Below are 21,631 nucleotides of genomic sequence, written 5' to 3'. Positions count from 1 at the left end.
AGAAAGCCCGAATCTAACGATTCGGGCTTTTTTACGTCTGCAGAAAAGTGAAATGCGCGTAATTAATACACACTCACATTAACACCTATCACGTAGGGCGGGCGAGCGCAGCGACTCCCGACGCTGATATACTGCGTAGCGTACCGACTTTATATTGTAGAGCGTCTGAATCTAATGATTCGGGCTTTTTACGTCTTCAAAAAAGTGATTCAGGGATTCCTCTAGAGCGAAGGACTTCTTAGTAAATCATTTATATCGATCAGCAATAATATTTAATCAATTTGAGGGATTAAATCTGACGCTAACTGCGTTAAAAGCCTCATATATGAAACAACTAAATAACGAATTTTTTGCCCTTCTTTTATCGACTCCGCTTAGTTATCGCTCTAATCTCAATTTATGATCTGTTCAATTATGTAGTTTATAAAATGTGACATAGTTCGTTTAGATAAAAATAGAATAATAAGGGTTTAATAATGAGTGAAATTGATAATCATCCACATGGCATTTTTTGTTGGTCAGAACTTTGTACATACAATTGGAAAGAAGGTAAGACGTTTTATACATCATTATTTGATTGGGGGTATGACGATCAACCTATTGGGGAGGACATATATTACACCATGCTACAAAAGCAAGGTGGTGATATAGCCGCTATGTATGAAATGCCTAAAGAGCAAATTAGTGAAGGGATCCCAAGTCATTGGTTGGCTTACATTGCCGTCGACAATGTTGATGATTGTGCGCTAAAAGCTAAAGAACTAGGTGCTGAAGTTATTGCCGGTCCTCATGATGTTATGAATGCAGGGCGAATGTTGATGCTAAAAGATCCTGTAGGTGCCACTGTTGCACTATGGCAGGGGAATGAGCATAAAGGTTGTAAGCACTTAGGTGAATTAAACACGCCTTATTGGCATGAGTTAGCAACCAGAAATAGTAAAGTAAGTAGAGATTTTTACTGTGCTTTACTAGGCTGGGAAAGTGAAATAAAGCCAATGGAAGGTATGAACTACACTTTATTTTTAGTCGGTGGACAGCCAATTGCCGGTATGCTTGAGATGACAAGCGACTGGCCTGAAGATATTCCTGCTCATTGGATGATTTATTTTTCAGTAGAGAGCTGCGATACGGCAGTAAATAAAGTCGCTAGCTTAGGTGGACAAGTATGTGTTCCTGCAACAGATATCCCCGATGTTGGTCGTTTTAGTGTTATATGCGACCCTCAAGGTGCTGTATTTTCGGTGATCGAATCTGTTATAGATGACGTTTAAACAGTTACATTAGCTTTAGCGTTAATTTACTCGCTAGTTTGTTATAATACTCGCCAATTAAATCGTCAGAAAGTGCAGAGAACGCAATGGAATTTGAACAAGATAGCAATTTAACCCTTCCTTTATTTCTATTAGATGAATCATTAAGTAATAGAGATTTAGAGCAGCCTGATTTTGAAATATCAATTGGACTTGATGATGAGTTACTTGCTCAAATTTGCCAAAATCCAAGTGAAGATAGCAGTGTAGCTATTACCGTTAGCGGTTATGAGTTGCTTATAACTGATTCTCTGTATTTAAGTATATTAGAGCAAGAGCATGATGCGCAGATAACATTAACGCATGGGCCTCTTTTAAGTATTGTTTTGAATACTGAAGGTCAGAAAACATTCGTTTCTCCTCAAATGGATATGATGCCCACCTTCGATTTAGGTGACGAGGACGAATGAAAAAAATAATAATAAGTACATTTGTATTAATTATCCTTAGTGGTTGTGCTTACTTAGGTAATGCACATTACGATGATTTATTTGGCCCTGAACAAGCGCAAGAGCGTATCGTTCCACATTCTACCCTTGCTGGAGCTGATTTTTTACAAAACGTAAAACCAGTACTCGATACCCGCTGCGTCGTTTGCCATGGTTGTTACGACGCACCTTGCCAGCTTAAGCTCTCATCCCCTGAAGGTATTGATCGAGGTTTGAGTAAAGAGCTCGTTTACGATGGAACTCGTTTATTGGCAACGACCCCAAGCCGTTTATTGTTTGATGCAACCAATACACAGCAATGGCGAGAAAAAAACTTTACGCCAGTGCTAAATGAGCGCGTACAAAGTGAAGAAGCAAACTTAGCGGGAAGTGTTTTATTTAATAGTTTAGTGTTAAAGCAAAGCTATGAATTACCAACTAATGAAGTGCTAGATGATGAATTTGATTTTTCATTAGGGCGTTCGCAAACCTGTGCAACAATGGGGGAGTTTGACCGATTAGCTGACGAGCAACCTCATGGCGGTATGCCTTATGGTTTACCTGGGGTTTCGCGCGAAGAGTTTAATCATTTACAGAACTGGCTTAAAAATGGCGGTAAAATGTCACATATTGAGCCACCAAGTAAGTATGATCAGAATAAAATAAAGGGCTGGGAAGCATTTTTAAATCAAGATAACTTAAAGTATCAGTTATCAGCACGTTATATTTATGAACATTGGTTTTTAGCACATATTTATTTTACGTCAGAGAACCCACAAAGCTTTTTTAAACTAGTTCGCTCAAGTACGCCTCCTGGTGAGGAAATAAAGTTAATTAATACGCGTCGTCCATACGATGACCCTAAAGTTAGCCGTGTTTATTATCGTTTTATGCAAGAGCGTACAACCATACTTTCTAAAACGCATTTACCACTTGAGCTTAATGAAACTAAATTACTGCGTTTATACGAGCAGTTTATTGCGCCAGATTATACAGTTACGCAAATGCCGAGTTATGAGCCTAAGTCAGCATCTAACCCATTTAAAACTTTTGAAGTTATTCCTATTAATTCTAAATATCAATTTATGCTTGATGAAGCAGAGTTAATTATTATGGGCTTTATAAAAGGGCCTGTTTGTCGTGGTCAGATTGCTTTAAATGTTATAAACGATCACTTTTGGGTGGCATTTGCTGATCCTGATAAGGTTGCGACTCCTGCTGTAGGGGAAATGCTAATGCAACATGAAGAAGCGCTAGAACTTCCTGCCGCAGAGGAAAGTAATGCGTTACCTATTTCTAGCTGGGTTAAATATTCAGTTCGTGAGAAAAAATATTTACAGGCAAAAGTTGAGCTTGCTAACGAAATGTTTAAAGGTGGCGAGCATCTTACAACTGACTTGCTTTGGAAAGGTGATGGGCATAATAAAAATGCGGCACTAACTATTTTCCGCCATTTTGATAGTGCAACTGTTGTTAAAGGTTTTATTGGTCAAGAGCCTAAAACCACGTGGATACTTGATTATGCGTTATTTGAACGTATTCATTATTTGCTTGTGGCAGGCTTTGATGTATACGGAAATATAGGCCATCAATTGGTTACACGTTTATATATGGATTTTTTACGTTTAGAGGGAGAGCAAAACTTTTTAGCTCTATTACCTGAGCACAAGCGTAATCAAATCAAAAAGCAGTGGTACCGTAATTCACCACCTGACTTATCTAAGTTCTTTAAAAGTAACCGAGAATTTAGCCAGCCCAGTGGTATTAACTATGAAACTGATGATCCACAGCATGAACTATATACCTTGATGAAAGAAGCCTTAGCGCCAGTTTTAAGTGAAAAATACAACTACACTGAAGTGCCAAAGCCGTTAAATGTAATAAGTAAAATGCCAGCAAAAGCGGTTAACTTATTACCTCAGCTTTCTTTTATACTTGTAAAGCAAGAAGATAATAGCCATAAGGGCTACACTATTATTCATCATAATGCGCACTACAATATATCTAGTTTATTAAACGAAGATGGCCAACGTGCTTATGATGAAGATACCGCGACTATTGTTCCTGGGTTTATCGGAGATTATCCAGCAGCTATTTGGTATTTAAATAACGAGCAGCAAGTAAATGCTTTTGCCGAGCAATTGCCTATGATGCAAATAGAAGCTGATTATGGTGCATTGAAATCTAAGTTTGGTATTCGACGTACTCATCCACAGTTTTGGCAATACAGCGATATATTGCACGATACAGCTAAAAAATATCGTGGGATAGAATATGGAATGTTCGACTATAACCGTTTAGAAAATAGATAGTTAAATAGTTTTATTTTATTAGCCCAACTTTTTAGTTGGGCTTTTTTATTTAATAATCATTATTTAAGCTGCTTATTAGTTCTAAAAAATTGAGCTACACTTAAAACAAAAACAGGGCTTAGTATGTTTAAAGTTGTCGCGAATATCCGTACTCGTTACCGATGGGCATTAATAGCAATAGCACTATTAATAAGCACATCAGCATCACTTATGCAGTATTATTTTTCGGTGCAAAAATACGACGCAAAAATAATAAATATGGCTGGTAAGCAGAGAATGCTTTCTCAAAAAATAGCTTGGCATAGTAATGAGTTATTATTATCGGCAACAAATATTTCTGAGCATACTAAAGCGTTAAAGGCATCAGTCGTATCATTCAAAAAAACTCATAATTACTTACTTTCAAAAAATGCTAATGGAGAGTATCAGTATCTTACACCTAAGCTTATTAAGCTATATACGTTAGCTCCTCATAAACTAGATACCCAAGTTGCAACATATATCCAGCAAGCGGAAAATTTGCTTTATCAACAAGGCCAAGTAGATAAGCGTATATTCTCTGTAACTGAGGTTGAAGAGCTATTAAAGCAACTAGATCATGCAGTGAATTTATTTGAAGAGCAAGCTGTCCAAAAATTGAACTGGGTATCTAACCTTGAATTATTATTTTGGCTTATGGCGATGTTTTTACTACTTGTAGAGTTAAGATTTGTATTTATGCCAATGGAAAAAGAAATAGGTAACGCATTGTCTAAATACCAAAAACAAAAAGAGTTCGCTCAACAAGTGAGTCAAAATAAAGAGCATTTTATTGCCAGAGCAAGTCACGAATTTAGAACTCCTTTACAGGGTCTTATTACGTCTATTGAGGAGTTAAAGGTTTCTGATACGCATCAAAGCGTTAAAACCCAAGCTAATTACTGCGCACTTAGGTTAATAGCTATATTAGATGAACTGCAGGACTTGCAAGCTTTAAGTACAGGTAAGTGGGTACCGCAATTTAAAAATGAAAACCTTTTAGAGTCGTGTAATAAAGTACTAATGGCTTACGAGCATGCTTGTCTGCAAAAAGGCCTAAAACTAGTTAGTTGTTTAGATGAATCATTAAATTGTGTATGTAAATTGGATCATCAACGTTTGCAGCATACGCTTACAGAATTAATCAGTAACGCTATTAAGTTTACGACAGAAGGTGAAATTACTGTCTCTGCAAAGCTTTTTAATGATGAACTTTGTGTAACTGTAAGTGATACTGGTTGTGGTTTTTCGAAAGAGATTACTGATCTTGAATTTGACTCATTTAAACAAACAAACCATTTTCAAGGATTAAGAACAGGTCTCACTCGGGTTCAGTATGTTGTAAAGGCGTTGCACGGTGAAATTACCTTCAAAAATAATGAGGCCCATGGGGCGCTGGTATCTTTGCACTTACCAATAATTGCCAGTAAAGCTCTTCCAAACTCTCGTAAAATAAATGACAAACTAAAATGTTTAGTCGTTGAAGATAATCCATTAAATACTATATTACTGACCCGCATACTTAGCTTATTAGGTTTAAGCTATAATTGCGCTGAAAACGGCAAAGTCGCGTGCGATATGGTGAGTGAAAATCAATACGATATTGTTTTTATGGACTTAAATATGCCAGTAATGGATGGGTTTGAGGCGATTAAAAAAATACGCTCTGATCTTAATAAAGTAATGCCAATTATTGTTATAACAGCAAATACTTCACAAAATGATATAGAGCGAGTTTATGAATACGGAGCTAACCTCCATATTCATAAGCCAATAAGCCAGCAAGCAATTAAAGACGCATTAAATAGTATTAGCGTTGCTAGTGAAATAAATTAATTTTGCAGATAACAAGCTTGCTAAGCTCTTTTAATATGCGTTAACTTGCTGTTTTAAGGTTTATTAGGAAAAGTTAGTGCAGTCAATTACGCTTGAGCAATTTAATGGTTACTTACAAGGGCAAGGCAAAAGTCGTTACGACATATGCAACCTAGATTGGCAAGTGAATCTAGCAGAACATTGGCTGCTTCTAGGTGCTAATGGAGCCGGTAAATCTGCACTGACAGCTGCGTTAGTTGGTGAAGCTAAGTGCGAAAGTGGTAAGCGTATAAGTAGTATTAATAAGCTTATGCTCGTGTCTTCAGATTCGCATAAACAGTTACTGGCCCAAGAATTAGAGCATGAAAAGCATAGCCTCGTTAAAGACCTTATATTTGCAGAGCATAGTAATAATGGTGAGTTATTAGCGCAGCTAATAAAATTATTTAAATTTAGCTCATTACTAAATAGGCATTTTAGAGATCTTTCAACGGGTGAAACTCGTAAACTCCTACTTATAAAAGCACTCAGCTCCCATAGTGAGTTAGTCGTGCTTGACGAGCCATTTGATGGACTCGACGTACAATCTTGCCAGCAACTTAATAAAATACTCATAGAGCTTAGCCACACGATTACTTTTGTTTTTGTGCTAAACCGCTTAGACGAAATCCCTTCATTCATTACTCACTATGGTTATGTAAACCAAGGCTGCTTGTTACATACTTTAGCAAAGCCAAGTAGTGAGCAATTAAGTGACTTACTAAAACTACTTCATTTAGAGCATACTTCATTGGATGTGCCATCTCCTGACGCCGAGCAAGAGCAAAAGGCATTCACCGGTAATACCTTAGTTAAATTGAGTAATGCTAAAGTTAGTTACAGTGATGTAAGCATATTCAAAAATCTCAATTGGACTATAAAAAAGCATCAGCATTGGCAGCTTACTGGAGCGAACGGTTCAGGTAAAACATGCCTATTAAATTTAATAACAGGTGATAACCCACAGTGTTATAACAATGACATTGAAGTGTTCGGTTTTAAACGCGGAACCGGGGAGAGTATTTGGGATATAAAACAGCATATTGGTTTTATATCTAACGCGCTACATATGGATTACCGCGTAAGTATATCGGCTTTAAATACTGTTATTTCAGGTTTTTACGACAGCATAGGTTTATATCAAAAACCGAGCGACGCACAAATTAATATTGCTAAGCAGTGGCTGGCATTTATTGGTTTAAGTGATAAACAAAATACCTCATTCACTCAGCTTTCGTACGGCGATCAGCGTATGTTATTAATTGTGCGGGCTATGGTAAAACATCCAACGTTACTCATTTTAGATGAACCTTGCTTAGGCTTAGATGAAGCAAACAGGCAGCGTGTACTGCTACTAATAGAGAAAATTTGTGCTGCCAATACAAGTACTGTGATTTATGTAAATCATCATGCGGCAGACAAAATTAAAGGAATAGAGAATTACTTAAAAATGGAAGACTTTCATTAAAAGCTCACAGAAAGGTTGAGCGAAAAATCACTCAACCATTTTTATTTTAAAGACGAGTAACGCTAAAGCCTTTATCTCGAAGTTGTTTAAGTAACCCGTGTTTTTCAGGTAAATGCAGAGCGCCTACGGCAATAAATAATTGCTCGTTTGCTAAACGCGGTGTGAGTTGTTTAACCCAATTATTATTGCGGTTAGTTAGCATTACTTGCTCGCTAATTTCACCATAATTACTGTCATCAAAACTCATGTTGTAGTAATCGGTTAGTGTATCCATATCCCCGTTTTTCCAGGCATTAACTAATTTGATAAAGTAAGTATTAATATCGCTGAGTTGCTCAAATGTTTCTTCAATCATTTCATTGCTTAATAGCGCCATGCCATCAAACATTTGTAGTTGTTGTTCTAGGGTTTCAAGCTCGCCAATTTTAATATTATGCTCTTTAGCATAACTAAGCACTTGCTTGTCTATGCCGGTTTTATCTGAATAACCTGCATTTTGAAATTCAATTTGCATCATAGTCACCATAACAGCCCAAGGCTTTAAGCCATTAAACATAGCAATATCAATCGACTTTTTAGCAAAGTAATCTTTTAGCTTGGTATAATTTTGCTTTGAAAGCTCAGTTTGTAATGTTTTACCGTCACTTAGCATCATAAATGGCATTGAACGCTGCTGCATTTCAAGTGGAGTAAGTTTGCTTATATCAACTTCAACAATCACTTCTTTGCTTGCACTAATTGCATCGGTTACATTTTTAGGTAAGCCTTTCATGCTGGCATCACCAACGTGTACAGTGCCAAATAGGTATGAGCTGACGCCATTTTTTTCTATTTTATATAAGGCAGGAGCTGCATAGCTGTTAAAGCTAAATGTTATAAGCAACGCTACAATAAAAAAGTGGCTAATACGGGTAAGAGCATTCATGGTTTGTCCTTAAAATCTCAAAATTAGTAGTGTAAATACTAACCTAAATTTACTTCAGAGGTAACGTTAATATAAACGTTAGCGTATTGTTTTCGGTATTACTGGCCTTAATAGTAAAGCCATTTAAGTTACATAAGCTCTGTACAATAGATAATCCTAAACCATGGCGCTGATTATTAGTTCTAGATGAATCTAGCTGATAGAGCGGGTCAAAAATAGCAGTTAGCTGTTCACTACTTAGTGGTTTATTTACTTTGTTACTAACAGAGATGCTCATGTTTGTGCTGTTATTTACGGCAGTTAATTTAATTGGCGCCTCAGGGAGTCCATAAAATAGTGCGTTATCGATTAAGTTACATAAAATGGTATTTAAACTAAATTCGTCAGTATTAAGTGTAAGTTCGTCACTTATCTCATTATTTAAACGCGCTTTAATACTTGGGTGCTTAAAGGTCAGCTCATCAACAATTTGATTTACTAGGTTATTTAGAATGATATTTTGTGCATTTAATTGCATTGCACTGCTACTTGAGCGCTGCAACAGTAATAGGTTGCTAACAATCGTTTTCATACGCTGTGAAATATTAAGCACATCACTGGTATAGGTGTCGCTAATACGTTTATCGTCAGGGTAGCGAATAGCCACTTCTGAAAGGCTTATGAGTTCAGCTATAGGGGTTTTAAGCTCGTGTGCAATGTCGCTTGTTAGGCGTTTTTCATTACTATAGAGTTGCTGATTAACGGTAATAAACTTATTTAGCTCGTTACGTATAGGTTCTATTTCTTCTACTTTAAAGTCGCTTTCTATTGTTTGCGCAACACCGGTAATATCGAGTAACTTAATTTGATCGTTTAAATTGTGTAGAGGGTGCAGGCCTTTATTTACAATACGTGTCACTAAATAGCGCACACCAAACACACCAAGTACACAGGTTAAAATAAAGACCACATCAATAATAATCAGTACTTTATTAAGTTCGGAGGTGGGCGCTGCAATTGCAAGAGTCATGGTATTAAAAACAGCAGAATGAGTGGGATTTCTATCATCTTTTTGGGCTACAAAGTGACTTATAAGTGCGCGGCCATCACGCCCGTTAGGAAGCTCGTAATCTATAATTTTAGATTCGTTTATCGGCATTTCTAAAAAAGGCAGGTTAGCATTTTCATAAAGCGCTAATGAGTCCGAGCGCTCAAAAACATCACGGCCATGCCATAATTGGTAAAACTCCGTGGCATCGGCTGCTTCATACTCTGACATAAACTCGCCAGCAAAATCAAATTCAACCACGTTGTTGTCATCTTCAACTAAGGTTTTTAAGTAGTTAGCTTTATTAGTTAAAGACTGATTGAACTGATCTTCCACCCAAGTATCAACACTTAAATCAACGGTTAAAAATATGGTGAATAAAATAACCGAGATCACGGCGCTAATATTATTAACGAGTTTACGTCTTATTGAGTGACTTTTATTTTGTTGTTGCGACATAACCAAATCCACGTTTGTTTTTTATCGGGAGCTCGCCACTAAACTGTCTTACTTTTTTACGTATAGTTGAGATGTGTGCTTCAAGCGCATTTTTAGAGAGCATATCAAACTGACCTACCACGGCTTCACTTATAAGCTCGAGCCCTAATACTCGCTCTGGGGCGTTAAATAAGCATTCTATTATTTTGTATTCATTACGCGTGAGCTCAATCGCATGTTGCTTGTAGTGAAGAGTTTTAAGTGACAGATCTAATACGCAATCACCTACGGTAAGGGTATTTTGTTGGTTTTGCAGTGAACCGCGACGAAGTAATGCAAGGACACGAGCATGGAGCTCTTCAAACGAAAATGGCTTAGTTAAATAATCGTCAGCGCCTTTCATGAGGCCGCTAATTTTATCTTGAGGCTCACTTCGTGCAGATAAAATTAGCACACGGCTTTGGCTATTACTGCTGCGCAGTGCTTGTAAAATACTCATGCCATCAACGCTCGGTAGCATTAAATCAAGTACGAGGAGGTCGTAGTTTCCACTCAGTGCCATACTCAACCCTTCTGAGCCATCACCTGTTTCATCTACGGTAAAACCAAGGTTGCTAAGGCCAACTTGCAAGCTGCGTCTTAGTGCTTCAGAGTCTTCAATAACGAGGATTTTCATGTTTACTCGGTTTATAAAAATAGCCTTGTTACTTTAACAAGGCTTTATTATCAAGTCACTGCAAGAATAAGAACTAATGGTACCAACCATTTGTGTAGACTAAATTACCCAAGTTCGCATGGGCTAGGGCTTTTTTTACTAATTGCTCATCGTTTTCACATGGCACAAGCTGGTTATTGCTATACGTATAGGTGGTTGCTGGTTTTTGTGGTTGTAACACCACCACTTTATTATCGTGCATGTAGGCAAAGTTTTTGTCGTATTGCATCATTGCGCGTTGTTTGTTGTCGCTAATTGGCTTTGATAAATCATGGCCTATCATAGGGTGCTTACCACTTGCGCCAATCAAAGACAGTAGAGTAACAGGAATATCGAGCTGACTGGCTAGTTGGCTATCTCGTTTATGGGTAATACCTTTACCAAAAATAACGGCCGGAATTTTAAAGTGATCAACCGGTACTAAATTCGAACCCGATACGCGCGAGTCGTGATCGGCAATAACTATAAATACGGTATCATCCCAGTAGCTCGATTTTTTAGCTTTTTCGATAAACGTGCCTAGTGCGTAATCGGCATACTTGGCAGCATTATTACGGGTTTGTTTTTGTTTGTCGTACAGCGTTATTTTATCGTCAGGAAAGTCATACGGACTATGATTAGAGCTTGAGAATATAAGGCTAAAAAAGGGTTTGTTTTGATTTTTAAGCTTAGTAAGTTCTATGTCGGCTTGGTCATATAAGTCTTCGTCTGATGCGCCCCACGAGCCATTAAAGTCTATTTTTTTAAAATTATTTGTATCTACGATACTTTTAAAACCGTTGCCTAAAAAGAAGCTGCGCATGTTATCAAAATGGCTTTCGCCACCATAAATAAATTGCGTGTTGTAATTTTGCTTTGCTAAAAAATCAGCAATGGTAAAAAAGTCACGCTGTGATTTATCAAGCTTAACAACCGCACGCGAAGGCGTTGGTGTAAACCCTGTAATTACTGCCTCAATTCCACGCACTGAACGTGTACCCGTCGCGTATAAATTATCAAACCCCCAGCCTTGTTTATAAAGTGCATCAATATTAGGTGTAAGCGGTAAACCGCCAAGCGTGCCTACATAACGAGCACCTAAACTTTCTTGTAAAATAATGACTAGATTTTTTGGTTTACCTATATTACTTGCTTCATGAAACGTTTTTGTAGGGGCGGTTACATCACTAAATGTGCCTTGCGTGTTTTGCATGTTACTACGCACAATACTAAGCAATTCATCGGTAGGCATTTTGCCATAATAGTCTTGGCTTGATTGTTCGTTAGAGAGTTGCTTAACTGCAAATGCGACGCTATAAAGTGAGTTAAGGGTTAAGTCGTTAAGTAAGTGATCAGTAGAGAACGAGACCATGGCGGGGTTAAGTGGTCTGTGCCCTAATGAGTTACGCGCGCCCAAAATAGTTAAGCATACTAAAACAAGCGCTAAAATTGATTGGTTTAAGCCTGTTAGTGATGACTTGCTTTGCCATTGATTGCTAAATATTTTACTTGCAAATTTACAGCTTAAAACAAGTGCTATAACAGCAATAAATACTTCTAACTTATAGCCTGAAAAAATCATTTTTGAGACTTCTTTAGGATAAATTAAATATTCTATAAATAAGCGGTTAGGGCGCAAGTCGTACTCGTTTATAAACGTAGGCGTAATCACTTCAAAAAAAACGAGTAAAGCAGACATCCCCACTAAGTAAGTTTTAATTAGGCCGCGTACTTTATTTTGCCAACCTACGCTTTGCATCAGTAAGGTAAGTAGTAATGCGGGCATAATAATGTAGCTTAGAGTGGCTATATCAACTCTTAAACCACCTATAAATATAGACAACCACGCATGCGATCCAAATACACGCTCCCCTTGCCATACACTTAAACCAAAGCGAGCAAGTGTTAAAAAACTAAGTGCTAAAATAGCAAATACAACAAAAATCCATACAGGGCCAAGTGCATTTTGTATTTTAGGTATTACTTTAAATATTAGCCTCGTTATTTTAGGTATAAAAGTTAGCTTTATGCCCATAACACAGCCCACCAAATAAGTGCGGCAATTAGCATAGCTATAAACACGCTTGCAGAGGCAATATCTTTAGCGAGCCCCGAAAGCTCATGGTATTCACTGCCAATCCTATCAACTACAACCTCAACTGCCGTATTTACCAGCTCAGCAAATAATACAAAAAGCAGGCTGGCTATCAGTAATAACTTGTCGCTTAGTGCAATTTCTTGTAGCCATACAAACACACCGAGTAGCGAAAACAGTGCTAACTCTTGTTGAAACGCCGCTTCAAATCGACTCATCCATTTTAAGCCGTTAAAAGAATGGCTTAAGGTAAAAATAAGGCGCATTAAGCCTTGGCGTTTTATAACGGTTTTATTACTCATAGTTTTATTTCGCTTGGTGTTGTTTGGCAGCTAGCAAGTAAATCAAGGGATGCCTGATACGTTTTGCTTTTAATGCCAATTAAATTTAAAAGGGTGTGAAAAATATTGTCGTGTGAGCGTGCAGCGCGGGTGTCTAAATTAGCTAAACAGGTATTAGTAATGCGCTGATTATGCTCATCAGCCCATATATAAAGAGGAACGTGCGTTTGTGTGCTAGGTGCAAAGCTATACGGAAAACCATGTAAATAAGCCCCACCTTCGCCAAGTGATTCACCATGATCAGAGACATATAAAAACTGTTTATCTATGTTGTTTGGTAGTGCTTTTAATTGCTCAATTATTTGAGCGTTAACAAAGTCGCTGTACGCAATTGTGTTGTCGTAGGTATTAACTAATTCATCGAGTGAGCAGTTTTGAATGTCGCTTCTATCGCACGTAGGCGTAAATTGCTTAAATTTATCTGGGTAGCGTTTAAAGTAAGTTGGCCCGTGTGAGCCCATCATATGTAGGACGATAACGGTGTTAGCTTGGCTTAAATTAGCGAGTTTGCGTTTAAGTGGATCAAGGAGTGCTTCATCAAAACAATATTTCCCATCGCAAAGCGCTGATGGGGTGGTTGGGATATCAATGTTAACAACACGGGTGCATACGTTTTTACAGCCGCTGTTGTTATCAACCCACAGTACGTCGCTGCCAGCTTGTTGTGCTAAATCAATCAGGTTTTGTTGGTTGTCGGCTGCTAATCGATCAAAGTTATCTTGTGTTTGCAGTGAAAACATACACGGCACAGACACAGCAGTAGCGGTGCCACAAGACGCCACATTATTAAAATACGTCACATTATGCTTTTGTGTATAAGGGTTGGTGTTGCGCTTATAACCTTGATAAGCAAAGTTTTCTGCTCGTGCGGTTTCGCCAACAACCATAACTGTTACGCTGGTGGTGTTAGGCGTAATGAGAGTGGGTGTTGCATCTATATTTTTAAATTCCATGTTGGTATACAGCAGCTGATCGCGCATATATTTATAACCGCTAGAGAGATATTGAAACGGAATAATTTCTTTTTTCAAAATGCGGTTGTTACGTCCAGTGGCTGCGTAATCGGCGTAAAAGTTAGCGACCACTAAAGCAATTAGCGTTAAGCAGGCAATAATAAGTTTTATGCGGCTAATCGCTTCTTGATGAGGGCGAGTAAAGTGTATTTTTACTTTGCTTAATATAAAAACAGGTAGCGCACAAAACAACAGTAAAAAGGCTATGAGCTGCGGGTTTAAATAGCTCAGCGCTTCGCTTGAATCCGTTTCGAACGTGTTTTGAATCATTGAATAGTCAAACACAACACCGTAATTTAATGAGCCGTAAAGCACGGCGCTAGAAATTATCAGTAAAAGATAGTTAATTGGTTTTAATAACCATCTAACCGACACTATCGAAAAGAAAATAATTAAAAGGCATAACAAAAGTAGCGGGACTGAAAGTAAAAATAGCCATGAAAAAGATGCAAGAGAGGTTATGGCGCTAAACGAACCTTGAATAAAAGGAATGTTTATAACTAAACAGTAATAACAGGCAATCATCACTACAAAGGCATTTGCACTACAGTGAATGTAAAACCGTTTACTACGATTTGGCTTTTTTTGTGCTGGTGTTTGACTAATTACGTTCATATTTAGGCTCGTTTAAAATAACAACGCCATGCTATGCAACAACACTTAAGAGTCGCTTAAGAGAACCTACGCATTACCTGAAGGTGATAAATAATTTTATTTATAAAAATATTCTTAAAAATTAATCAAACCTTAAATAAGGGATATAAGAATAGTGAATTTCTGAGAATAAAATTAGAGCATAAAAAAACCACTACCAGCTTGTATAATGAATTTTAAAACCTGATAAATTGCCTTTTAGTCTTTTTGTTAGATTAACTTTGGTGTTGACTTAAAGGGCCTAGCGCGGTACTAATATAAGAAGAGAGCGAAGGAATAACCTTCGCGATAATTGAAGAAAATTTGGTATTAATTACATGCTTACAAACGCACTTAACCTAGTCCTGATTATTATCGTGGTGATTATTCCCGCGAGGGCTTCGTAGTGCTTTAAAAACTTAAGCATTAAAAAAGCCCTCCGCACTTAACCGTTCGGAGGGCTTTTTAGTTTTAAGGGCAAAGTTTTTAGCGTAAAAATGTAATTGGGTTGTCACTGAGGAATGAGGGTTTATTAATGACAGGCGCAGAACTAACAATCGACTTATTGGCCAAACACGGCGTAAATGAAGTATTTGGCTACCCAGGCGGAGCTATTATGCCAATTTACGATGCGCTGTATGGCGCGCCAGTCAAACACTACCTTACTCGTCATGAGCAAGGTGCAGGGTTTGCAGCTGTTGGTTATGCTCGCAGCACGCGTAAATTAGGTGTGTGTTTTGCAACATCGGGCCCAGGTGCAACTAACTTAATAACTGCCCTTGCTGATGCGATGATGGACTCAGTACCATTATTGGCGATCACCGGCCAAGTGCCTACTGCAGCTATTGGTTCAGATGCGTTTCAAGAAATAGATGTACTAGGTATGTCGCTTTCGTGTACTAAGCACAGCTACATGGTAGAACGAGCGGAAGACTTAGCAGAGATATTACAAGAAGCAATTCATTTAGCGCAAAGCGGCCGACCAGGTCCTGTACTTGTCGATATCCCAAAAGATATTCAAATGGCGCAAGTACCTTTTAAGCCTTGGCTTGCAGCTGATGAATACTTACCAGAGTTAGATTTAAAGCAAGTTGCTATTGCTAATCAATTGTTGAGTGAGGCTAAACAGCCTGTAGCGTACGTAGGCGGTGGTGTACAAGCCGCTGACGCGCAAGACGAGTTAATGCAGTTTTTAAATAAAACCCAGATGCCTGCTGTATCAACACTAAAAGCATTAGGCAGTGTGTTACCTGACTACGAGCATTACTTAGGCATGCTAGGTATGCATGGTGGTCAAGCCGCTAATATTGCCGTGCAAGAATGTGATGTACTTGTGTGTATAGGTGCGCGCTTTGATGACCGCGTAACGGGTAACTTAGCTAAATTTGCAGCTAAAGCTAAAGTAATTCATTTAGATATTGATGCCGCTGAAGTAGGTAAGCGAAAACCTGCTAAAGCTTCATTAATTGCTGATTTAAAAACGTCGTTACCTGCACTTGAGTGCTATGTAACACCTAAAGCATGGTGTGACACAAATAAAGAAATGAATATTAAGCACGCGTGGCGTTACGATTACCCAGGTGAGAAGGTTTACGCACCGTACTTATTAAACCAACTGAGCCAACGCATGCCAAAAACTGGCGTTGTGTGTTGCGATGTAGGTCAGCATCAAATGTGGGTAGCACAACACATGAAGTTTACTCACCCGAGCAATCATTTAAGCAGTGGTGGCGCAGGCACAATGGGCTTTGGTTTACCGGCTGCTATTGGCGCACAAGTAGCACGCCCTGATGACTTTGTTATCACTGTATCGGGCGATGGCTCAATAATGATGAATATTCAAGAATTGGCCACGATTCGCCGTAATAATTTACCTGTAAAAATATTAATTTTAGATAACCAGCGCTTGGGTATGGTTCGCCAATGGCAAGAGCTATTTTTTGAAGGACGTTACTCTGAAACTAACCTTTCGGATAACCCAGACTTTGTGCAACTAGCTGCTGTATTTGGTATTCCAGGGCAAACAATTACCCATGCTAACCAAGTTGATGATGCTATTACAGCATTAGTTAACAGCAAAGGCCCGTACATAGTACATGCTTGTATTGATGATAAAGAAAATGTTTGGCCACTTGTACCACCTGGGGCTGCTAACGACGAAATGATGACGGAGAAAGCAAAATGAAACACAGCCTAACTATTGCATTAAAAAGCCAAAGTATAGCGGTAGAACGCTTTTTACGAGTGGTGCGTCATCGTGGTTTTAACCTAACGCATTTTCAGCTCAATATGGATGATGGCTTATACAACGTAGCCATGACGGTAGATAGTGATAAACCTATTCATCTATTAACCAGCCAGCTAAACAAGCTGGTGGATGTAAAAGAAGTCACTTTACAAAATTTACAGCACCAACAGGCTGTGTAATTACGAATTACAAAATAATTTACGAGTAACTGAGTCACTCGGTTATTCACCAATTTTAGAATGAGGAATGCCCGCTTATATTGCGGCAAAAACTGAGGTAACTATGGCTAAATTAAGAAGTGCAACAACAACTGAAGGACGTAAACGTGCAGGCGCAAGAGCATTATGGCGCGCAACAGGTATGACAGACTCTGATTTTGGTAAACCGATTATTGCCGTAGTTAACTCGTTTACACAATTTGTACCTGGGCATGTACACCTTAATCAGCTTAGTGAGCTTATGGGTGAGACGATAACCCAAGCCGGTGGCGTTCCAAAAGAATTTAATACCATTGCGATTGATGATGGTATTGCGATGGGACACGGCGGTATGCTTTATTCGCTGCCTTCACGCGATTTAATTGCTGATTCGGTTGAATACATGGTAAATGGTCACTGCGCCGATGCGATGATCTGTATTTCAAACTGCGACAAAATCACTCCAGGGATGATGCTTGCAGCGCTACGTTTAAATATCCCGGTGATATTTGTATCGGGCGGTCCAATGGAGGCGGGTAAAACTAAACTTGCTAACATAGACATTAAACTTGATTTAGTTGATGCCATGGTTAAAGGCGCAGATGAATCGGTAAGTGATGCAGATTCAGAGCAAGTAGAGCGCTCTGCGTGTCCTACATGTGGTTCGTGTTCAGGCATGTTTACTGCAAACTCAATGAACTGTTTGTTAGAGGCAATAGGCTTAGCACTTCCGGGTAACGGTACCACGCTTGCCACTCATAAAGACCGTAAACAACTGTATGTTGAAGCAGGGGCTCGTATTGTTGATTTATGTCGTGAGTATTATCAAAAAGATAATCAAGATGTATTGCCACGTGCTATTGCTAACAAAACAGCCTTTATGAATGCAATGGTTGTTGATATTGCAATGGGCGGCTCGTCAAATACCGTATTACATTTGCTTGCTGCAGCGCAAGAGGCCGGCGTTGATTTTGATATGTCGCACATTGATGCACTTTCTCGTAAAACACCGTTTTTATGTAAAGTTGCACCAGCAACACCAGAGTACCATATTGAAGATGTCCACCGTGCAGGTGGCATGATGGCTGTTGTACGCGAGCTTGGTAAAGCGGGCTTAGTTGACATGTCGGTTAATCATGTAGCTGGGTCAACAATGGCTGAGCTTGTTAAAAAATGGGATGCAACTGACCCAACTAACGAAGTAGCGCGCAAATTTTATCGTGCGGGTCCTGCGGGCATTCGTACTACTAAAGCAATGAGCCAAGAGTGTCGTTGGGATGAAGGTGATAATGACCGCGTGAATGGGTGTATTCGAAGCGTTGAACATGCTTTTCGCCAAGACGGTGGCTTAGCTGTGCTTTCGGGTAATCTAGCCGTTGATGGTTGTGTTGTAAAAAGTGCTGGCGTAGTTGACGAAATGCTACATTTTGAAGGCACCGCCATTGTATACGAATCACAAGATGATTCAGTAGAAGGGATTTTAAATAACGAAGTAAAAGCCGGCGATGTAGTGGTTATTCGTTATGAAGGCCCTAGAGGCGGCCCAGGTATGCAAGAAATGCTATACCCAACAAGCTACTTAAAATCGAAAGGCTTAGCTGAAAAGTGTGCTCTTATTACAGATGGTCGCTTTTCGGGTGGTACTTCGGGTTTATCAATTGGCCATGTATCGCCAGAGGCGGCGAGTGGTGGTGCAATCGCTTATGTTGAAAATGGCGACAAAATCATTATTGATATCGCAACACGTGAAATCACATTAGCGCTAAGCGATGAAGAACTTGAGGCACGTAAACAAAAGCAATTAGCACGCGGAAAAATGGCGTACAAGCCAGTTGATCGTGAGCGTTATGTATCGTCTGCTTTAAAGGCTTATGCATTACTTGCAACAAGTGCCGATAAAGGCGCAGTGCGCGACTTAGCTAAATTGGAGGCGCTTAGTTAATTATGGTCTCTCAAGAGCTCGATTATTTTCGCGCTATTATTCAAGCAAACATGGAGCCTTTGGCTAAAGTTACTGAGGTTAGCGAAATGGCTGAACTCAGTAAAAAGCTAGGTAACCATGTTTGGTTAAAGCGTGAAGACCAACAGCCCGTGTATTCATTTAAGTTACGCGGTGCGTATAACAAATTAAATAAATTACCTAAAGGCTCAGTGGTTATTACTGCTTCTGCGGGTAATCATGCTCAAGGGGTTGCATTGAGTGCATCTCACCTTGGGCATCAAGCAACTATTGTAATGCCAGTAACAACGCCTGAAATAAAAGTCAGCGCAGTGCGCGCACTTGGCGGTGAAGTTGTATTACATGGCCATCATTTTGATGCAGCAAAAGCATATGCGCTTGAGCTTACAGAGCAGCGTAACGGTATATTTGTCCCGCCATTTGACGATCCGGATGTCATTGTTGGTCAAGGCACTGTAGCACGCGAGTTAATGCAGCAATTAAACGAGCTTGATGTTGTGTTTATTCCTGTTGGCGGTGGTGGCTTACTTGCTGGTATGGCGGTTTACATTAAATCGTTGCGTCCAGATATAAAAGTAATTGGCGTAGAAGCCGACGAAAGTGCATGTTTACAAGCAGCACTTGAAGCCGGTAAGCCAGTAGAGCTTGATCGCGTTGGTAGTTTTGCCGATGGCGTAGCGGTTAAAATTATTGGCACTGAAACATTTCGTTTAGCGCAAAAGTTTTGTGATGAAGTTGTAACCGTTACTAGCGATGAAATATGTGCAGCCATGCAGGATATTTTTGTATCTACGCGTGCAATTGCAGAGCCATCAGGTGCACTTGCAACGGCTGGGCTTAAAAAGTGGAGTCAGCAGTCGGGGTTAAAAGGACTACATTTAGCGGCTGTGCTTTCGGGTGCTAATTTAAACTTTGATCGCCTGCGTTATGTTGCAGAGCGCACTGCGCTGGGTGAAAAAAACGAAGCGCTATTAGCCGTTACTATTAAAGAAGAAAAAGGCAGTTTTAAACAGTTTTGTGCTTCTTTAGGTGGCCGTGCTATTACTGAATTTAACTACCGTTATGCAGGGCCTGGTGAAGCACAAATATTTGTGGGTATTGCCCTGCGCCAAGGCGAGCAAGAGCTTAATGAGTTAAAGCAAGACTTAACAAATAACGATTATCAATTTTGCGATTTGTCGGATAACGAACTCGCTAAATTACATGTGCGTTATATGGTTGGCGGAAAAGCACCAGAGCAATTACATGAACGTTTATTGCGTTTTGAATTTCCTGAGTATCCGGGTGCGCTTGCACGCTTTTTAGATACTTTAGGCAGCAATTGGAACATTACCTTATTTCATTATCGTAATCACGGTGGTTCGATGGGGAATGTACTGGCAGGTTTTGCTATTGAGCCGAGTCAGTATGAGATGTTTAACGAGCATTTGAATCGCTTAGGTTACAGTGTACAAGATGAAACACAAAATCCGTGTTTTACCCAATTTTTAACATCAAAACCGCAAGCAGAAAAAGCCGAAAAACTCGTCTCAGTATAACCCTTCTTTAAAGGCAGGCACCTAACTAGGGTGCTTGCTTTATTACACGTTTTACATATAGTTACAGGTAATCGTCATACTTTTTGAGGACACCTATTTGCTATTTAAAGGATTAATCATTGGATTGTGCTTTTTTTGCAGCCATATCGCGGCGCAAGAATCAGTCACATTACAGCTAAAATGGACACATCAGTTTCAGTTTGCTGGCTACTATATGGCTAAGCAAAAAGGCTTTTATAATGAAGCGGGCCTTGATGTAACTATTAAACAAGCTAATCCAATGAAACCTGATACCTTTGGTCCTGTGGCCAGTGGCGAAGCACAATTTGGTGTAGGGCATTCCGGTATTTTACAGCAACGTATTAATGGTCAACCTTTTGTTGCAATGGCAGCCTTATTGCAGTTTTCACCTTATTGCTGGATGGTAAAAGACACGTCTGATATTTTTCACCCTCGTGACTTTGTTAATAAACGTATCACTGCTGTGAGCAAAAATGACGGCACCGAGCTACTTATTATGCTTAAACGCAGTGGCGTTGATGTAGATAAACTCAAAGTTTACAATGGCGAAAATTTTAACCAGGCTTGGATTGAAAACAAGCTAGATGCTATGCAAGTTTATGTTACTACAGAGCCTTATTATATGACTCAACAAGGCGTAGCTCATCGGCTTGTTTGCCCACAGCGTTATGGTATGGATGTATATAGCGACATTTTATTTACCAGCGAAAACATGCTTAAGCAAAATCCACAAACGGTCGAAAAATTCTACCAAGCGAGCCTAAAAGGTTGGCGCTATGCAATGATGAATATGGATGAAGCCATTGCAGTCACCCAGCAAAACTATGCACCGAGTAAGAGCTTTCATCAGCTCGCCTTTGAGGCTGAAGTACTAAAAAGTTATATAACCCCACCCACTACCAGTTTAGGGCATATGTCGATAGCAAAGTGGCGTTTAATTGCTGACTTATATGGCATACAGCAAAACGAATTTGACGAAGTGAAATCTCACTTTATTTATAAATACCAAGAGCCAGAAAAGATGCAATTATCATGGATGCTTATAGCAGCTATTTTGGTGAGTATTATTTCAATACCTTTGTATTTACGGCTGATTTTTAGCCAAAAATAA

16 protein-coding genes are annotated in these 21,631 nt (G+C 39.2%); 10 read left to right on the top strand and 6 right to left on the bottom strand.

What is annotated here, in order from left to right; translation table 11 throughout:
- The first annotated feature begins 476 nt into the window (after positions 1-476).
- The 5 genes from I6E70_RS02325 (at position 477) to I6E70_RS02305 (ending at position 7,390) form a co-directional block, all read left to right on the top strand.
- Complete coding sequence (locus tag I6E70_RS02325; RefSeq protein WP_197187951.1) at positions 477-1,271, top strand: VOC family protein; 795 nt, start codon at positions 477-479, stop codon at positions 1,269-1,271.
- 86 nt (positions 1,272-1,357) lie between these two features.
- Positions 1,358-1,720 carry a hypothetical protein gene (locus I6E70_RS02320; RefSeq protein WP_010553841.1) on the top strand — a complete coding sequence of 121 codons (363 nt, stop codon included), beginning with the start codon at positions 1,358-1,360 and terminating at the stop codon, positions 1,718-1,720.
- Positions 1,717-4,050, top strand: a complete 2,334-nt coding sequence (locus I6E70_RS02315) for a fatty acid cis/trans isomerase (RefSeq protein ID WP_197187950.1) — start codon at positions 1,717-1,719, stop codon at positions 4,048-4,050. The genes I6E70_RS02320 and I6E70_RS02315 overlap by 4 nt, the downstream gene beginning before the upstream one ends.
- A gap of 123 nt (positions 4,051-4,173) precedes the next feature.
- Complete coding sequence (locus I6E70_RS02310) at positions 4,174-5,904, top strand: response regulator (RefSeq protein WP_197187949.1); 1,731 nt, start codon at positions 4,174-4,176, stop codon at positions 5,902-5,904.
- A gap of 76 nt (positions 5,905-5,980) precedes the next feature.
- Positions 5,981-7,390, top strand: a complete 1,410-nt coding sequence (locus I6E70_RS02305) for an ATP-binding cassette domain-containing protein (RefSeq protein WP_197187948.1) — start codon at positions 5,981-5,983, stop codon at positions 7,388-7,390.
- A gap of 46 nt (positions 7,391-7,436) precedes the next feature.
- On the opposite strand, the gene I6E70_RS02300 is transcribed toward I6E70_RS02305, so the two are convergent.
- From I6E70_RS02300 to I6E70_RS02275, 6 genes are all read right to left on the bottom strand, one after another.
- On the bottom strand, positions 7,437-8,315 hold the full coding sequence (locus tag I6E70_RS02300; protein WP_197187947.1) for a TraB/GumN family protein: 879 nt from the start codon (positions 8,313-8,315) through the stop codon (positions 7,437-7,439).
- Positions 8,316-8,364: 49 nt separating this feature from the next.
- Positions 8,365-9,801, bottom strand: coding sequence for a sensor histidine kinase (locus tag I6E70_RS02295; RefSeq protein WP_197187946.1), 1,437 nt, complete (start codon positions 9,799-9,801; stop codon positions 8,365-8,367).
- Positions 9,782-10,456: a response regulator transcription factor gene (locus tag I6E70_RS02290; RefSeq protein ID WP_197152126.1), complete on the bottom strand. Its 675-nt coding sequence runs from the start codon at positions 10,454-10,456 to the stop codon at positions 9,782-9,784. The genes I6E70_RS02295 and I6E70_RS02290 overlap by 20 nt, the downstream gene beginning before the upstream one ends.
- Before the next feature lie 73 nt (positions 10,457-10,529).
- Complete coding sequence (locus tag I6E70_RS02285) at positions 10,530-12,509, bottom strand: LTA synthase family protein (RefSeq protein WP_197187945.1); 1,980 nt, start codon at positions 12,507-12,509, stop codon at positions 10,530-10,532.
- Positions 12,500-12,871 (bottom strand): diacylglycerol kinase, encoded by a 372-nt coding sequence (locus I6E70_RS02280; RefSeq protein WP_024605310.1) that lies wholly within the window; start codon positions 12,869-12,871, stop codon positions 12,500-12,502. The genes I6E70_RS02285 and I6E70_RS02280 overlap by 10 nt, the downstream gene beginning before the upstream one ends.
- Entirely contained in the window at positions 12,868-14,538 is a 1,671-nt protein-coding gene (locus I6E70_RS02275) for a phosphoethanolamine transferase (protein ID WP_197187944.1), read from the bottom strand. The genes I6E70_RS02280 and I6E70_RS02275 overlap by 4 nt, the downstream gene beginning before the upstream one ends.
- A gap of 553 nt (positions 14,539-15,091) precedes the next feature.
- On the opposite strand from I6E70_RS02275, the gene ilvG reads away from it, so the two are divergent.
- From ilvG to I6E70_RS02250, 5 genes are all read left to right on the top strand, one after another.
- The gene (ilvG, locus tag I6E70_RS02270) at positions 15,092-16,741 is read left to right on the top strand and encodes an acetolactate synthase 2 catalytic subunit (RefSeq protein ID WP_197187943.1); all 1,650 of its coding nucleotides are present in this window, start codon (positions 15,092-15,094) and stop codon (positions 16,739-16,741) included.
- Positions 16,738-16,983 carry an acetolactate synthase 2 small subunit gene (ilvM, locus tag I6E70_RS02265; RefSeq protein WP_010553831.1) on the top strand — a complete coding sequence of 82 codons (246 nt, stop codon included), beginning with the start codon at positions 16,738-16,740 and terminating at the stop codon, positions 16,981-16,983. Before ilvG ends, ilvM begins: the two co-directional genes overlap by 4 nt.
- A 103-nt stretch (positions 16,984-17,086) precedes the next feature.
- Complete coding sequence (ilvD, locus tag I6E70_RS02260; RefSeq protein WP_010553830.1) at positions 17,087-18,943, top strand: dihydroxy-acid dehydratase; 1,857 nt, start codon at positions 17,087-17,089, stop codon at positions 18,941-18,943.
- A 2-nt stretch (positions 18,944-18,945) separates the two neighbouring features.
- Positions 18,946-20,499, top strand: coding sequence for a threonine ammonia-lyase, biosynthetic (gene ilvA, locus I6E70_RS02255; protein WP_197187942.1), 1,554 nt, complete (start codon positions 18,946-18,948; stop codon positions 20,497-20,499).
- Between the two features lie 97 nt (positions 20,500-20,596).
- Positions 20,597-21,631 carry an ABC transporter substrate-binding protein gene (locus I6E70_RS02250; protein WP_024594413.1) on the top strand — a complete coding sequence of 345 codons (1,035 nt, stop codon included), beginning with the start codon at positions 20,597-20,599 and terminating at the stop codon, positions 21,629-21,631.

This window comes from Pseudoalteromonas sp. NGC95, from assembly GCF_015864705.1.
GTDB lineage: Bacteria > Pseudomonadota > Gammaproteobacteria > Enterobacterales > Alteromonadaceae > Pseudoalteromonas > Pseudoalteromonas arctica.
Note: the sequence above shows the minus strand (reverse complement) of the source record. Positions and strands in the feature narration are given on the sequence as shown.